Source organism: Finegoldia sp. P3-F-LR, from assembly GCF_052932165.1.
On record NZ_JBRFJE010000055.1, the window covers coordinates 1 to 399 of the forward strand.

Annotated in this window: 1 rRNA gene; it reads right to left on the reverse strand. The window is 42.9% G+C overall.

Features of this window, described 5'->3' with window-relative positions:
- Window positions 1–399 (reverse strand): 23S ribosomal RNA (locus tag ACU68U_RS09270); the annotation flags it as partial.

Genomic DNA, 399 nt, shown 5'->3' on the forward strand with positions numbered 1-399 from the left:
CGAATATACGGATTTGCCTGTATATTCTGGCTTGTTACTTGGACGTGTTCTACCATTCACACGCTCGACTTTTCCTTCTGCGTCAGTACTTCTCTCAATCACAATCTTGTAGTACAGGAATTTCTACCTGTTGTCCATCGACTACGCCTTTCGGCCTCGCCTTAGGTCCCGACTTACCCTGAGAGGACGAGCCTTGCTCAGGAATCCTTGGGCTTTCGACGGGGATGATTCTCACATCCCTTTTCGCTACTCATGCCAGCATTCTCACTTGTATATAATCCACAATTGCTTACGCTTTTTGCTTCAATTCATATACAACGCTCCTCTACCGATAGAAAAGCTATTATGCCAGTTGTATGTTGTTAAGTGTTTTAGAAATTGTATCGTTTAATAGTTTTA